This window comes from Thermodesulfovibrio sp. (assembly GCF_049969575.1).
Classification (GTDB): Bacteria; Nitrospirota; Thermodesulfovibrionia; order Thermodesulfovibrionales; family Thermodesulfovibrionaceae; genus Thermodesulfovibrio; species Thermodesulfovibrio obliviosus.
Window position 1 is genome coordinate 28305 of sequence record NZ_JBMFOO010000014.1, and the last position, 14071, is coordinate 42375.

The 14071-nt window shown below is 36.3% G+C and carries 13 protein-coding genes; 8 read left to right on the forward strand and 5 right to left on the reverse strand.

Features of this window, described 5'->3' with window-relative positions:
• Window positions 1–3 precede the first annotated feature (3 nt).
• From ACP5O9_RS04685 to ACP5O9_RS04705, 5 genes are read right to left on the reverse strand one after another with little or no spacing between them, the layout of a single operon-like run.
• Window positions 4–1164 carry an efflux RND transporter periplasmic adaptor subunit gene (locus tag ACP5O9_RS04685; protein ID WP_353686155.1) on the reverse strand — a complete coding sequence of 387 codons (1161 nt, stop codon included), beginning with the start codon at window positions 1162–1164 and terminating at the stop codon, window positions 4–6.
• Window positions 1161–2438, reverse strand: a complete 1278-nt coding sequence (locus ACP5O9_RS04690; RefSeq protein ID WP_353686154.1) for a TolC family protein — start codon at window positions 2436–2438, stop codon at window positions 1161–1163. Before ACP5O9_RS04690 ends, ACP5O9_RS04685 begins: the two co-directional genes overlap by 4 nt.
• The gene (locus ACP5O9_RS04695) at window positions 2435–3529 is read right to left on the reverse strand and encodes an HlyD family secretion protein (RefSeq protein ID WP_424904997.1); all 1095 of its coding nucleotides are present in this window, start codon (window positions 3527–3529) and stop codon (window positions 2435–2437) included. Before ACP5O9_RS04695 ends, ACP5O9_RS04690 begins: the two co-directional genes overlap by 4 nt.
• The gene (locus tag ACP5O9_RS04700) at window positions 3526–4842 is read right to left on the reverse strand and encodes a TolC family protein (RefSeq protein WP_428723526.1); all 1317 of its coding nucleotides are present in this window, start codon (window positions 4840–4842) and stop codon (window positions 3526–3528) included. The genes ACP5O9_RS04695 and ACP5O9_RS04700 overlap by 4 nt, the downstream gene beginning before the upstream one ends.
• Window positions 4839–5435: a TetR/AcrR family transcriptional regulator gene (locus ACP5O9_RS04705; protein ID WP_353686151.1), complete on the reverse strand. Its 597-nt coding sequence runs from the start codon at window positions 5433–5435 to the stop codon at window positions 4839–4841. The genes ACP5O9_RS04700 and ACP5O9_RS04705 overlap by 4 nt, the downstream gene beginning before the upstream one ends.
• Before the next feature lie 106 nt (window positions 5436–5541).
• Here ACP5O9_RS04705 and leuD point away from each other — a divergent pair, with 106 nt between their 5' ends.
• From leuD to ACP5O9_RS04745, 8 genes are read left to right on the forward strand one after another with little or no spacing between them, the layout of a single operon-like run.
• Window positions 5542–6048: a 3-isopropylmalate dehydratase small subunit gene (gene leuD / locus ACP5O9_RS04710; protein WP_353686150.1), complete on the forward strand. Its 507-nt coding sequence runs from the start codon at window positions 5542–5544 to the stop codon at window positions 6046–6048.
• Window positions 6045–7121 carry a 3-isopropylmalate dehydrogenase gene (locus tag ACP5O9_RS04715; protein WP_428723527.1) on the forward strand — a complete coding sequence of 359 codons (1077 nt, stop codon included), beginning with the start codon at window positions 6045–6047 and terminating at the stop codon, window positions 7119–7121. The genes leuD and ACP5O9_RS04715 overlap by 4 nt, the downstream gene beginning before the upstream one ends.
• Window positions 7122–7123: 2 nt before the next feature.
• Entirely contained in the window at window positions 7124–8146 is a 1023-nt protein-coding gene (locus ACP5O9_RS04720) for an aspartate-semialdehyde dehydrogenase (protein WP_424904993.1), read from the forward strand.
• A 30-nt stretch (window positions 8147–8176) separates the two neighbouring features.
• Window positions 8177–9337 (forward strand): methionine adenosyltransferase, encoded by a 1161-nt coding sequence (gene metK, locus ACP5O9_RS04725; RefSeq protein WP_353686147.1) that lies wholly within the window; start codon window positions 8177–8179, stop codon window positions 9335–9337.
• The gene (ahcY, locus tag ACP5O9_RS04730) at window positions 9283–10590 is read left to right on the forward strand and encodes an adenosylhomocysteinase (protein WP_428723528.1); all 1308 of its coding nucleotides are present in this window, start codon (window positions 9283–9285) and stop codon (window positions 10588–10590) included. Before metK ends, ahcY begins: the two co-directional genes overlap by 55 nt.
• Window positions 10587–11858, forward strand: coding sequence for a radical SAM/SPASM family putative metalloenzyme maturase (locus tag ACP5O9_RS04735; RefSeq protein WP_353686145.1), 1272 nt, complete (start codon window positions 10587–10589; stop codon window positions 11856–11858). The genes ahcY and ACP5O9_RS04735 overlap by 4 nt, the downstream gene beginning before the upstream one ends.
• 32 nt (window positions 11859–11890) lie before the next feature.
• The gene (locus ACP5O9_RS04740) at window positions 11891–13615 is read left to right on the forward strand and encodes an aldehyde ferredoxin oxidoreductase family protein (RefSeq protein ID WP_424904991.1); all 1725 of its coding nucleotides are present in this window, start codon (window positions 11891–11893) and stop codon (window positions 13613–13615) included.
• Between the two features lie 41 nt (window positions 13616–13656).
• Complete coding sequence (locus tag ACP5O9_RS04745) at window positions 13657–13908, forward strand: MoaD/ThiS family protein (protein WP_353686143.1); 252 nt, start codon at window positions 13657–13659, stop codon at window positions 13906–13908.
• Window positions 13909–14071: the final 163 nt, after the last annotated feature.

The following is a 14071-nucleotide window of genomic DNA, read 5'->3' on the forward strand; positions in this document are numbered from 1 at the left end:
GGTTTAAAAGCGCGGTGGAGGATGTCCTGTAGAAGTAGAAGAAGTTTTCTTACCACTTTGAATTTCTACGATAATTTCTTCACCTTCTTTTATATCTCCTTCCACAATTTCAGTCCATTCACCATCTCCTATTCCTGTTTTTATCTTAACTTTTACAGGTTTGCCTCCTCTTAAAACCCATACTGCCTGTTGTTTTGATGGAGGAGTGTTTGGCATTCTAAATCTTAAAGCAGCATTTGGAATTTTAAGAACATTCTTTTTTTCTTCAGTAACAAAAGTAACATTTGCAGTCATACCTGGCTTAAGAAGCAGATGAGAGTTATCAACTGCTATTACAACATCATAGGTTACAACATTTTGAGTAATTGTTGGAGAAAGTCTTATTTGAGCTACAGTTCCTTTAAATTTTTTGTCAGGATAGGCATCTACTGTAAAGGTTGCTTCCATTCCCTTTTTTATTTTTGATATATCTGCTTCATCTACATTTGTATCAACCTGCATTTTTGTGAGATCTGGAGCTATTGTAAAAAGTGTTGGAGTTTGAAAGGTTGCAGCCACTGTCTGACCAACTTCAACATTTTTTGCAATAACAATACCATTGACCGGTGAAACTATTCTTGTATATCCAAGATTTGTTTTTGCCTGTTTTACTCCTGCCAGAGCTTTTTTAACCTGTGCCAGAGCAATTTCATATTGAGCTTTTGCAGTATTGTATGCTGTCTCCGCATCATCAAGCTCACTACGAGCAATAAGGTCACGCTTAAAAAGCTCTTGCTTTCTTTTGAAGGTTCTCTGAGCATCTTTTAGTGTAACTTCAGCTTTTAAAAGATTTGCTTTTGCATTGTAAAGGTCTGCTTCAGCCTGTTTTAGATCATTTTCAAAAGGAGTTGGATCAATCTGAGCAATAAGCTGCCCTTTTTTAACTATGGAGTTATAATCAGCATAAAGGGCTATAATTGTTCCAGAGACCCTTGTTCCAACAAGAATTGTTGTTACTGGATTTACATTTCCTGTTGCAGTTACTGTCTGAATAATATCTCCTCTTTGAGCTTTAACTGTTTTAAATTCTGTTTTCTTTGATCCTGAAAAAAGAATGATTAAAACGCCTGAAATGATAATTAAAAATCCTAAGGAAACCAATGCTATTTTTTTCTTTCCTTTCATTCTACCCATCCTACATATCTTTGGATTTGTGCATATGTTACATTGTAGTCATAAATTGCCTGCCAGTATTGAGTGTTTGTCTGTTCATAAAGAACTATGGCATCAACAACTTCTATAGAACTTCCAATTCCAACCTCATATCTTGCCATTGCAAGATCAAGATTTTCCTTTGATTGTTTTAATGTTAGGTTAAGAGTTTCTATTTTTTGGGAAGCTTCTTTTAACTGGGCAAAGAGATTTTTTATTTGTGATGTTATTTGCTGGATCAAGGAGATTTCTTTGTAAGAATAATATTCTGTATCTGCCCTTGCTTCAGAAAGTTTATATTTTGTTGACCATCCACTGAAAAGAGGAAGACTCATTTTGAAAAACAAACTCCATTGTTTATTAAGAGGAAAATCTTCATTAACATATCCATAATTTGCTGAAGCTGTAAATACAGGAAAGTATTCTTTTTTTACCAGTTCTTCTGTTGAAATTGACGCTTTCCTATTAAATCTTATTGCCTGAAGTTGAGGGTTTGTTTCAATGGCTATTTTGATTGCCTCATTTTCATCAAGTTTTCTTATTGCATAATCTTCTTCTTTAATGTCAAACTCTGGCATATCTACTGCTCCCATTGCTACTTTCAGATTTAAAATTGCTTGAGTAAGTTGTTTTTCAGCTGTAATCAAATTAAGTTTTGCATTGCTTACTTCAACCTCTGCCTTTGTTACTTCAATTTTTGGCTTAAGTCCTACATCATAAAATCCTTTTGCAAGCTGAAGATGTTTTTGAGCCTGCTTGAGCACTTCCTTGGCTGTTTCCTTCTGTTTTTTTGCCTTGAGCACGCTGTAATAAGCTTCTTTAACATTATAAATTGTTTGTAAAACAGTGTCTTTATCCTGCCACTGTGTTGCTTTATACAGCTGCTTTTGTACCTGTATCTGCTTAGAAGTTTTCCCAAAGTCAAAAATAGTTTGAGTAAGACCAAGCTGGGCTGAGTATTCTTTTGAGTATTCCCTTGGGATTCTATCCTCTTGATAACTTCTTTGATATCCTAAAGATAAATCTATTTGAGGAAAATAACCAGAACGGGCTTGTCCAATCTTAAAAAAACTTTTATTAACATTAGCCTTAGATGCAAGGATCTCAGGATTTTTTTTTAATGCTATATTAATGCAATCTGTAAGAGTATAAACAGGCTTATTGGTGGACTCTAAAGAGTCAATGCCATAGGCTAAAGATTGCAAAGTCAATAGTACAATTAAGAAAAATCCTGTTCTTAATTTCATTGCTTTCCTATAACATCTTTCAACTTTGCTCCTGTATTAACTGTAACATCCACATATGGAATTACTGACATGCCTGGCCAGAGAGGATAATTCGGATCAAAGGGGGTGTCAATTATTATTCTCACTGGAATTCTTTGAACAACTTTTACGAAGTTTCCAGTAGCATTTTCAGGTGGGAAAAGGCTAAAAACAGCACCTGTGCCAGGTTGAAAACTTGCAACATGACCTTTAAAAACCCTGCCAGGATAGGCATCTACCCTGATTTTAACAGGCTGCCCAACTCTCATTTTTTCTATTTGAGTTTCCTTAAAATTAGCACCTATCCATATATCCTGTTCATCAACAATTGCCATAATAAGTTGTCCTGGACGAACATATTGTCCTGCCTCAACTGATTTTTTTGCTACTCTTCCATCTCTTGGAGAAACAATCAAAGTTCTTTTTAAGTTTATTTCAGCAATTTTCAGTTCTTCCTGAGCTTTTCCTATTTGATACTGCTGGGTTTTTAATTTTACTGTAAGGGTATTTATTAAGGATCTAACTTCTTTTATTTGACTTTCTGCAGCTTTCTCCTGTGCAATTGCTACTTTCAGGGCTGCTTGTTGAGAATCAAATCTGCTTTTTGAAACAAGGTCTTCCTCATAAAGGCCTTTGATTCTTTGAAACTCTTTTTCAGCAAGCTCTCTCTGTGCCTGGGCTGCCTGAAGATTGGCTTGCATTGTCTTAAGTTTTGCCATTGCTTCATTTAACTGAGAGCTTAGTTCTTTTAACTGATTAGACAATGTATTTACATTTTCTTTTTTCGCTCTTACATCTGCTAAATAATCATCTGGTTCTATCTCAACAAGAGGCTCTCCTTTTTTGACTCTCTGGTTATAGTCAACATAAACTTTTACAACTTTTCCTGAAACCTGAGGAGAGATTGGCACTATTGTTCCTTCAACATACGCATCATCTGTGCTTTCGTAAACAATGTAGTAATAAATTTCTTTTGCCATAAAAATCAAAACGCCCACAGCAAGAACAATCAGTAAAGCAATTTTAATCTTTTTTGAATTTTTGAATTTCTCCCTTAAGCCTTTAAAGCTCACTTATTTACCCCCTGAACAACGAGTTCATTACTGGCAAATGCTTTAAGCAATGTTCCAGTTGCCTGTCTAAGCCTAAGTATAGCAAGCTGATAGTTATACTGGGCTTCCATAAGCTTTTTCTCAGCAGTTACAAGAAATGTATTTGCATCAGTTACATCAAGGCTTGAAGCAAGCCCAAATTGATATTGCTTGAATACAGAGTTAAAGTTATCTCTTGCGTATGTTACTTCATCCTGAAGAGATTTAATCGTATCTCTTTGGGTTATGTAATCATGATAAGCTGCTTCAACATCTATAAAAACTTCCTTAACTGTATCTTCATACTGAAGCTCAGCCTGTTTTAGTTTTGCTTTAGCTTCTGAAAGTTCTGCTCTTCTTAGTCCTCCTTCAAATATTGGAAAGTTAATTGAGGCAATGGCATAGGTTGATTCTTTATTTGTCATTTGATTTGAGGGAGTCTGGTTAAGTTTTTGATAGGTAGCAGAAAGACTTAAATAAGGAAAAAAGGAGCCAATTACATAGTTTACATTTTTTTTAGCTATTTCCTTTGAAATTAAAGCAGCTTTAATCTCTGGTCTTAATTCTTTTGCCAGAGCTTTAACATGCTGAACATTAAGGTTTAAATAAGGATCATTGAGCTTTCCCTCCAGTATTTCAAAATCTCCTTCAATTCCTGCATCTCTTGCTAAAACAGCTTTTGCCACTTTCAGGTTATTTTTTGCTGATATTAAATCAGCTTCTGCTCCACTGAGCTCAGCCTCTGCTCTTAAAAGGTCAGTTTTTGTAACTTCTCCAACCTTGAGCCTAATCTTTGCTGCGTCTCTGTGTTTTTTTAATCTCTGAACATTACTTTCAGCAATCTCCACTGCTCTTTTTGCTTTGAGATAGTTATAAAGGTCAGTAGCAACCCTGAGAAGATACTGCTCTTTAAATGAATTCACTTCAAATTCTGTTTTTGTAAAAGCATCCTTTGAGATTGAATAATTTGTAAATTCTTTACCTCCAAGAGAAAGCTTTTCTTCTATGCTCACTGCCCATAAAAAGCTTTTGTCAGGTTGAATTATCTGATTGTTCACAAGCTTTTCTTTACTGTAATCAGTATATTTGCCAGAAGCTGTTAAAGTGGGAAGAAGCCCTGCCAGAGCTTTGTATTTTCCTTCCTTTGAGATTGTTATATTTTCTTCAGCAATTCTTACTTTTTCAGCTTTTTTAAGAGCAAGGGAGAAAACATCTGAAATTGTTAAATTTTGCTCTGCAAATGCCTGCTCAGAAAAAATAAAAAATAACAAAAAAAGTAATATTTTAAATTTCATTCATTCCTCCTAGTTCCTTCGTAAAATATCTCAATGTAAGTTTGTAAGGCTTTTTTTGAATCTATTTTTTTCCTGAAAATCTCTTTTTTAATGAAAAGATTAAAGAGCATTCCAAAGTATGCAAGAGAGGCATATATGGTGTTTAAATCTTTTCTTATTATTCCATTATTTTTAAGCTCATCCAAATAAGAAGCAAAAACAAGATAAACTTCATGAATCATTTTGCTGTGGATTGCTCTTATTTCAGCAGGATATTGAAAAATTTCTGTATGCATTATACATATAAGGTCTCTCTTTTTTTTTAGCAAATCAAAATAATACTTGGCAATAGTCTGCAGGGCTTCTTTATACTCCATATTTTTCAATCTTGGAAGAAGGTCTTTAAGTGTGGGCAGGAACGATTGACTTTCAAGCACTTCTATAAAAAGCTTTTCTTTTGAAATAAAATACCTGAAAAGAGTCACTTCTGCAACATTTGCTTCCTTTGCTATTTCCTTTGTAGTTGTTCCAAGATATCCCTTCTGGGAAAAAAGCTTTAATGCAGCTTTAAGAATTTTTCCTTTCGTATCTCTCATGGTAGTAATTACTAACATACACCAAGAAAAAATACAATGTCAAGATGAACTTTAAAATGATAGTTGATTACTATTTGATTTATGCAGTAAAATTATAAATTACTTTAATATTAAGGAGAAACTTATGAAAATAAGAGGAAAAGTCTGGAAATTTGGTGATAACATTGACACAGATGCCATTATCCCTGCCAGATACCTTAATACATCTGATCCAAAAGAGCTTGCAAAGCATGTTATGGAAGATGCGGATAAGGATTTTCCTTCAAAAGTAAAGCCCGGAGATATAATCATTGCAGGAAAAAACTTTGGATGTGGCTCCTCCCGTGAGCATGCTCCGATTGCAATTAAGGCAGCTGGAATTAAGGCAGTTGTTGCAAAAAGCTTTGCAAGAATATTTTTCAGGAATGCCTTCAATATCGGGTTACCAATTTTTGAGGTTCCTGAGCTTATTGATGAGGCAACTGAAGGAGATGAAATAGAGATTGATATGGATAGTGGTGAGATTGTTAATTTAGCAAAAGGTAAAAGATACAAAACAAAACCAATTCCAGCTTTTATGCAGGAATTAATTAAAGCTGGTGGACTTGTTGAATGGACAAAAAAGAGATTAGCTAAGGAGGTAATAAAATGAAGACCTACAAAATTGCTGTAATTCCAGGAGATGGAACAGGACCTGAAGTTATTCGTGAGGGAATAAAAGTTCTTGATGCAGTAAGCCAGAGGCTGGGATTTAAGCTTGATTACACCTATTATGATTTTGGTGGCGAGAGATATCTTCGCACAGGTGAGACTCTTCCTGACAGCGCAATACAAGAGCTTAAAAAATTCGATGCCATATATCTCGGAGCAATTGGTCATCCTCAGGTTAAACCAGGCATTCTTGAGAAAGGGATACTTTTGAGACTCAGATTTGAACTTGACCAGTACGTAAATCTTCGTCCTGTAAAGCTTTACCCAGGAGTTGATTGTCCTCTTAAAGATAAAAAGCCTGAAGACATAGATTTTGTTGTTGTGAGAGAAAATACAGAGGGGCTTTATACAGGTTCAGGTGGTTTTCTTAAGAAAGGAACACCAGATGAAGTAGCGATTCAGGTTTCAATAAACACCCGTAAGGGTGTTGAAAGATGTATAAGATTTGCTTTTGAATACTGCAGAAAGCGTAATAAAAAGAAGAAACTTACCCTGTGCGGTAAAACAAATGTTTTAACCTTTGCCTTTGACCTGTGGGAAAGAACTTTTTATGAAGTAGCAAAAGAATATCCTGATATTACAACAGATTATGCCCATGTGGATGCCATAACAATGTGGTTTGTAAAAAATCCTGAGTGGTTTGATGTTATTGTAACTGACAATATGTTTGGAGATATCATTACAGATCTTGGTGCAATGATTCAAGGTGGAATGGGTATTGCTGCAGGAGGGAATATAAATCCTCAGGGTGTTTCAATGTTTGAGCCAATTGGCGGCTCTGCACCGAAATACACAGGTAAAAATGTAATAAATCCTTTAGCTGCCATATGCGCAGGTGGGATGATGCTTGAGCATCTTGGTGAGGAAGCTGGAGGAAAACTTATTGAAATGGCAGTTATTGAAGTCACAAGCAAACATCTTAAAAGTCTTGCAGCAGGCAAAATGGGATATACAACCCGGGAAGTTGGCGATTTGGTTGCAAAATATGTAACAGAATTGCCTTTGGAGGGATAAAAATGCTTAAAAAGAAGGAAAAATATGTTGTAGCAGTTGTAGGTGCAACAGGAGCAGTTGGAAATGAGATGATTGCTGTTCTTGAGGAAAGAGATTTTCCAGTTGAAAGATTAAGGCTTTTTGCTTCAGAAAGAAGTGAAGGAGTAAAGCTTAATTTTAAAGGAGAGGAAATCGCAGTTGAGACTTTGAAAGAAGATTCCTTTCAAGACATAGATATAGCTCTTTTTTCAGCAGGTGCAGAAAGGTCTAAGATATGGGCACCAATTGCTGCAAAAAGTGGATGTGTTGTTATTGACAACTCAAGCCAGTGGAGAATGGATCCTGAGGTTCCTCTTGTTGTTCCTGAAGTAAATCCTCATGATCTTAAATGGCACAAAGGAATAATTGCAAATCCCAATTGTTCCACGATTCAGATGGTTGTTGCATTGAAGCCAATTCATGATGTGGCAAAAATAAAAAGAGTTGTGGTTACTACTTTTCAAGCAGTCTCTGGAACAGGGAAAAAAGCAATGGATGAGCTTCTTCAGCAAACAGTAGATCTACTTAATTTCAGAGAAATAAAAATAGAAGTTTATCCCCATCAGATTGCTTTTAATGTTTTGCCTCACATAGACAAGTTTCTTGAAAATGGTTACACAAAAGAAGAGATGAAAATGGTTAATGAAACAAAGAAGATAATGGGAGATCCGACAATCAGGGTTACTGCTACTACAGTCCGAGTTCCTGTTTTTAGAGGGCACAGTGAAAGCGTTAATATAGAAACTGAAAAAAAGATTACTGCTAAAGAAGTGCGAGAACTTCTCAGTAAAGCACCTGGTGTGGTTGTTATGGACAATCCTGAAAAAAATGAGTATCCTCTGCCAATTTATGCTTCAGGAAGGGATGAGGTTTTTGTTGGAAGAATTCGTGAGGATGAGTCAATTGAAAATGGAATAAATATGTGGATTGTATCAGACAATCTTCGTAAAGGTGCGGCTTTGAATGCTGTTCAGATAGCAGAAGAGCTAATAAAAATGGCAAAATAGATTGAATCAATTAAAACGAGGAGGATATAAATGTTAGGAGACAGAAAGGATTACATTTTTACATCAGAGTCAGTAACAGAGGGACATCCAGATAAAGTTGCTGATCAAATATCAGATGCAATTCTTGATGCAATGATTTCAAAGGATCCCTATGCAAGAGTAGCTTGTGAAACATTGGTTACTACAGGGCTTGTAATGGTTGCTGGTGAGATTACAACAGAATGTTATGTTGATATTCCCTCAGTAATAAGGGAAACTGTTAAAGAAATTGGATATACCCGTGCAAAGTATGGCTTTGATTATGAGACATGTGCTGTTATTACATCAATCCATGAACAGTCTCCTGATATTGCAATGGGAGTTGACCCAGGTGGTGCAGGTGATCAGGGGCTTATGTTTGGCTTTGCTTGCGATGAAACAGAAGAGCTCATGCCAATGCCTATTATGCTTGCTCATAAACTTGCCATGAAGCTTGCAGAGGTTAGAAAAAAAGATATTCTTACCTATCTCAGGCCTGATGGAAAAACTCAGGTTACAGTAGAATACAGAGATGGTAGACCCTATCAGGTACGTAGCGTTGTAGTTTCAGCTCAGCATGCACCAGATATTACATTGAGAGAATTAAGAGAAGATATAGTTGAAAAAGTTATAAAACCTGTTATACCAAAAGAGCTTCTTGATGAAGAAAGTGTTCAATACTTTATTAATCCCACAGGTAGATTTGTAATTGGTGGACCAATGGGAGATACAGGTCTTACAGGAAGAAAAATTATTGTTGACACCTATGGAGGCATAGCAAGACACGGTGGAGGATGTTTTTCAGGTAAAGATCCAACAAAGGTAGATCGTTCTGGCTCATATATGGCAAGGTATATTGCAAAAAATCTTGTTGCAGCAGGACTGTGCAAGAGAATAGAGATTCAGATTGCTTATGTAATTGGAATTCCAGAGCCTGTTTCAGTTTATATCAATACCTTTGGAACAGGTAAAATAGAAGACTTTAAATTAGAAGAAGTGGTTAAAAAAGTTTTTGATTTAACACCAAAAGGAATTATTGATAAGCTTAAGCTTCGCAGACCAATATACAAGAAAACAGCTGCCTATGGTCATTTTGGAAGACCTGATCCTGATTTTACATGGGAGCAAACAGACATGGCAGATATTTTAAGAAAGGAGGCAGAGCTTTGTTAAAACACGATATAAAGGATATAAAATTAGCTCAAAAAGGCAAACTCAGAATTGAATGGGCAGAGATGGATATGCCTGTTTTAAGAATGATCAGGGAAAGATTTAAAAAAGAAAAGCCTTTGAAAGGAGTAAAAATTGCTGCATGCCTTCATGTGACAACAGAGACAGCCAATTTAATGATTACTCTTAAAGAAGCTGGAGCAGATCTTGCACTATGTGCATCAAATCCTTTAAGCACTCAAGATGATGTAGCTGCAGCTCTTGTTAAATTTTATAAAATTCCAGTTTTTGCAATTAAAGGTGAGGACAGAGATACATATTACAAGCATATTTATCAGGTTCTTGATATAAAACCACATATAACAATGGATGACGGAGCAGATTTGATATCAACGCTTCATAAAGAAAAAACACAGCTTCTTCAAAATGTTTTAGGAGGAACAGAAGAAACTACAACAGGAGTAATCCGGCTGAGAGCAATGGCAGAGGATGGAGCACTTCAGTATCCTGTTATTGCTGTAAATGATGCCTATACAAAACATCTTTTTGACAACCGTTACGGAACAGGACAGAGCACAATAGATGGAATTTTGAGAGCAACAAACAGACTTCTTGCTGGAAGTGTTTTTGTTGTATGCGGCTACGGCTGGTGTGGTAGAGGTGTTGCTATGAGAGCAAGGGGAATGGGTGCAAGAGTTATTGTCACAGAAGTTGATCCACTTAAAGCACTTGAAGCAGTAATGGATGGCTTTGATGTAATGCCAGGACTTGAAGCAGCAAAATCAGGAGATATTTTTGTAACTGTTACAGGTAACATTAATGTGCTTACTGATAAACACTTTCTTAAAATGAAGGATGGAAGCATAGTAGCAAATACAGGGCATTTTAATGTAGAGATAGATATTGAAAGCTTAGAAAAAATCTCAAAATCAAAGAGAACAGTAAGAGATTTCGTAGAAGAATATACACTTAAAAATGGAAAAAGAATTTATCTTCTTGCACAGGGTCGTCTTGTAAACTTGTCTGCAGCAGAAGGACATCCAGCAGCAGTTATGGACATGAGTTTTGCAAATCAGGCTCTTTCTGCTGAATATATATATAAAAATGCAAAAAAACTTGAAAAAAAGGTATATTCTGTGCCTGCAGAGATTGACAGAGAAATTGCAAGACTAAAACTTGAGGCTATGGGTATAAAGATTGACATTTTAACAGAGGAGCAATATAAGTATTTACACAGCTGGCAGATGGGGACGTGAATTTTCCTGAAAGACTATCTGTAGAAATTACGACAAAATGTAATCTTCATTGTGAAATCTGTCCTAAGCAGAGCCCCAATTATCATCAGCCTGACATTGATATGAATTTGGAGACATTTGAAAAACTTAAAACCGTTTTTCCTCATTTAAAAAGTCTTGTATTAAACGGAATCGGGGAGCCTCTATTACATCCAGAACTTGAAAAATTTATTGCTTTTGCAAAAACTTACATGCCTGAGAATTCCTATATCGGATTTCAAACAAATGGAGCATTGTTAAATGATGAAAAACTGAAAGAGCTTATTAAGGCAGGTTTGAACAAAGTCTGTGTTTCTATTGATAGTCTTACGCCTCTTAGCGGGCTTCATGATCCTGAATTTGGAGAAAAAGCCCTTGATGTTATTGTCAGGGCAAAATCAAATGGAGCAAACAATCTTAAAAGCGGGATAGAAATTGTTATAACTACTGATAACCTTGAACAGATTGTTTCTACAGTGAGAGAGAGTTTGAAATATGGCATTGATTTTATAATTCTTTCACATCTTATTCCCTATTCACCGGAAAATTCAAAGAAAGTTGCTTATGAAACAAACAATGAAGAGTCAGTAAAAATTTTTAAAAAATGGATAAGCTCACTTGAAAATAAAGGATACACAATAAATGACTGGCTTGAACTCATGAAGAAAAAAGCTTTGCCAGAATTTTTCCCAGAAGAAAATGAGCCAATGAAGTTTTTTAAAGCCATGTATGATGAAGCTGCAGAAAAAGGACTTACGCTTCATATGCAAAATCTTATAAACAGAGATGATGAGTTAATCAATGCTGTCAAGGCTGTGCTTGAAGAAGTTGAAAAATTATGCAGAAAAGCGAATATTTCCGCTCAGATTCCAGGAACAAATCCTGTACCTCAGAGAAAATGCGATTTTCTTGAAGAAAAATGCATGTATGTGGGAGTAGATGGAGAAGTCTCGCCATGTTATTTCCTATGGCACAGTTTTACATGCTACATTGGTGGGCTTAAAAAGGCTATTAAACGATGGAGCTTTGGCAATGTAATACAAAAGGATCCAATAGAGATTTTTAATTGTCCTTCATATCGTCAATTTATTGAATCTGTTCTAAGATATGATTTCCCCTACTGTTATGACTGCAATTTTGCTCTCTGTGACCTAATGGAATTTGAAGAGTTTCTTTATGATTGCTATACCAACACTGTTCCCTGCGGAGCCTGCCTGTGGTGTGGCGGATTGTTTTATTGTATGATATAATTGAACATCTATAAAAAAAAAGGAGGTGCTATATGAAGATTTTAAGAATTGACATGAGTGACTTAGTAGCAAAGTTTGAAGAATTGGGTGAGTATGAAGGACTTGGTGGAAGAGCTCTTACATCAGCAATTATTTCAAAAGAAGTTGATCCTCTGTGTCATCCCCTGAGCACTGACAATAAACTTGTAATTGCCTGTGGACTTCTTGGTGGAACAGCTGCTGCCATGTCAGGAAGGACTTCTGTTGGTTGCAAAAGTCCTCTTACAGGAGGAATTAAAGAGGCAAATGCTGGTGGACAGGCTGGACAGGTTCTTGGAAGACTCGGAATCGCAGCAATTGTTCTTGAAGGCAAACCAAAAGGAGATGACACATATAAAATTTACATTAACAAAGAGGGAGTCAAGATTGAAAAGGACAACTCCCTTAAGATGCTTTCTAATTATGATTTAATTGAAAAGATGAAAAAGGAATATGGTGAAAAAATAGCTTGTGTGAGCATTGGTCCTGCGGGAGAGATGAAACTCTCAGGAGCCTCAGTAGCAATAACAGATATGGAAATAAGACCTACCAGGCATGCAGGCCGTGGTGGTGTTGGAGCTGTAATGGGATCAAAGGGAGTAAAAGTTATTGTTCTTGATGATACGGGAACAACTCCAAGACAGCCAAAGGATGCCGAAGCCTTTAAAGATGCAAACAAACGCTTTGTCGCCGGGCTTCAGAAACATCCTGTAACCGGACAAGGTCTTCCTGCCTATGGAACTAATGTGCTCACGAACATAATAAATGAAGTTGGTGCATATCCAACTTACAACTTTAAAGAAGGAAGATTTCAAGGAGCAAGGAAAATCAGTGGTGAAGTTGAGGCAGAGCTTGAAAAACAAAGAGGTGGAAATCCAACTCATGGCTGTCACCGTGGATGCGTAATTCGCTGCTCAGGAATTTATCATGATAAAGATGGTCACTACCTTACAAAACAGCCTGAGTATGAGACAGTCTGGGCATTGGGTGGAAATTGCGGGATTGATGACATAGACAAAATTGCGATGATGGATTTTTTATGCGATAACTACGGATTGGATACAATTGAAATGGGTGCGACAATAGCAGTTGCTATGGAAGCAGGACTTCTTAATTGGGGTGATGCTGATGGTGCAATAAATCTGCTTCATGAAGTAGGCAAAGGAACTCCTCTTGGAAGGATTATCGGCAATGGTGCAGCTTTCACAGGCAGAGCCTTTGGAGTTGAAAGAGTTCCTGTTGTCAAAGGACAGGCTCTTCCTGCCTATGATCCGAGAGCAGTTCAAGGCATAGGAGTTACTTATGCAACAAGTCCTATGGGCGCAGATCATACAGCAGGATATTCAATTGCACTTAATGTCTTAAAAACAGGTGGGTTTATTGATCCTCTAAAACCAGAAGGACAGGTTGATCTCTCCCGTAATCTTCAGATTGCAACAGCCTTTATTGACTCAACAGGAATGTGCCTGTTTATAGCCTTTGCTTTACTTGATCAGCCAGAGACAAATCAGGCACTTCTTGACATGCTAAATGCCTTTTATGGCTGGACAATGACTGATAAAGATGTTGTTGAATATGGTAAAAAGGTTCTCAAATTTGAAAGAGATTTTAATACCCGTGCAGGATTTACAAAACAGCATGACAGACTTCCGAGATTCTTCTATAAAGAGCCGATTCCACCACATAATGTTGTATTTCAAGTAAAAGACGAAGAGCTTGATCAGGTTTTTAATTGGTAAAAAATTAGGAGCCTGCATTATATGCAGGCTCCAGCACCTTTATGAAAGTCACAGTAAAACTATTTGGAGGAATAACATCAGCAAAAGATTTTCCAAAGAATGAAGAGGGAGATCTTTTTGTAGAACTTACAGCAGAGAGTTCTGTTGGTCAGCTGATTGATGAGCTTTCATTAAATAAAAAACCTTTTATAATTGTCCTCAATGGAGTCATTCTTCATGACCTAACAATAAAGCTTAAAGATGGAGATGAATTAAGTCTTTTTCCCCCAATAGCAGGCGGATTACTTAATTGAAAATTCTTCTCATAATAAAAATTTTTTATTTTTTCTTGACAAAATCTCTTTAAAAATTTTAAACTGCATTTAACAAAATTAAACAAAGGAGGTTTGGTAATGGACAGGGAATTATTAAACAAAATGTTTGAGTTTCATGGTCACAAATGCTGGGCTTCTGCAT

Bases quoted from the DNA above. Each gene is read 5' to 3' on its own strand.
- ACP5O9_RS04745 (WP_353686143.1), top strand. From the start codon at position 13,657: ATGAAAGTCACAGTAAAACTATTTGGAGGAATAACATCAGCAAAAGAT.
- metK (WP_353686147.1), top strand. From the start codon at position 8,177: ATGTTAGGAGACAGAAAGGATTACATTTTTACATCAGAGTCAGTAACA.
- ACP5O9_RS04690 (WP_353686154.1), bottom strand. From the start codon at position 2,438: ATGAAATTAAGAACAGGATTTTTCTTAATTGTACTATTGACTTTGCAA.
- ACP5O9_RS04720 (WP_424904993.1), top strand. From the start codon at position 7,124: ATGCTTAAAAAGAAGGAAAAATATGTTGTAGCAGTTGTAGGTGCAACA.
- leuD (WP_353686150.1), top strand. From the start codon at position 5,542: ATGAAAATAAGAGGAAAAGTCTGGAAATTTGGTGATAACATTGACACA.
- ACP5O9_RS04700 (WP_428723526.1), bottom strand. From the start codon at position 4,842: ATGAAATTTAAAATATTACTTTTTTTGTTATTTTTTATTTTTTCTGAG.
- ACP5O9_RS04740 (WP_424904991.1), top strand. From the start codon at position 11,891: ATGAAGATTTTAAGAATTGACATGAGTGACTTAGTAGCAAAGTTTGAA.
- ahcY (WP_428723528.1), top strand. From the start codon at position 9,283: ATGGGAGCAAACAGACATGGCAGATATTTTAAGAAAGGAGGCAGAGCT.
- ACP5O9_RS04705 (WP_353686151.1), bottom strand. From the start codon at position 5,435: ATGTTAGTAATTACTACCATGAGAGATACGAAAGGAAAAATTCTTAAA.
- ACP5O9_RS04715 (WP_428723527.1), top strand. From the start codon at position 6,045: ATGAAGACCTACAAAATTGCTGTAATTCCAGGAGATGGAACAGGACCT.
- ACP5O9_RS04685 (WP_353686155.1), bottom strand. From the start codon at position 1,164: ATGAAAGGAAAGAAAAAAATAGCATTGGTTTCCTTAGGATTTTTAATT.